General features: G+C 60.9%; 1 protein-coding gene. It reads right to left on the bottom strand.

The annotated features are described in order from the left end of the window. Positions 1 to 9: 9 nt before the first annotated feature. Positions 10 to 647: carbohydrate porin (locus AABE20_RS11250; protein ID WP_338333149.1), on the bottom strand; the 638-nt coding region annotated here is incomplete at its 5' end.

The following is a 647-nucleotide window of genomic DNA, read 5'->3' as shown; positions in this document are numbered from 1 at the left end:
CCACCTGTTTTAGAAAGTAATGCTGGAGTGCAGACCAAAGACGGCTTCGTTCCCGACGCGCTTGTAACCACCCCAGTCCGCGATCCCGCCTGACGGGTTCCAGATATACTGGAAGTCCGGCTGCATGACCCACCACGGCGTGACCTGCGCCTGATAGGTAACTTCCAGATGGTTCTCCGTCCCCTGCGGGTGGGAGCCACTGGTGCGGTCATAATTGCGCAGCCCGTAAGTGGCGCGGCCAAGGCCCCAGCCCACGCCCACCGTATCGTTATCACGCCCCTTGAAGGGGGCTTTGAGGTTAACACCCGCATCCACCGCAAAGCTGATCATGTTGCGATCACCATTGTTGCCCGTGGCGCGTGCAAACACACCCACAGACTGGGCAGACTGGAGCGAGGGCCGCCAGAGCATCTGGTCCACAATGCCGTAAACCATCCAGTTGCCCCGATCCATGCGTGGCTCACCCCCATTGGCCCCAAGCGACTGGCCCGCCGTGTTGTAGCGGTAGTCGGGAAAGCGCCCCGTGTCGTAAAAACCCCCCAGCTTGTAAATGCCGGGCAGGCCGGGGTCCTTGGTGACCTTGGACATATCATCCGGCTGGGGGTTAATGGCGTATTGCAGTTCGGTCATGAGCAGCGCACCCGTGC

It is taken from the genome of Acetobacter zythi (genome assembly GCF_963921165.1).
Taxonomy (GTDB): domain Bacteria; phylum Pseudomonadota; class Alphaproteobacteria; order Acetobacterales; family Acetobacteraceae; genus Acetobacter.
The sequence above is the reverse complement of the archived record's forward strand: the minus strand, read 5'-3'. Positions and strand labels throughout refer to the sequence as shown.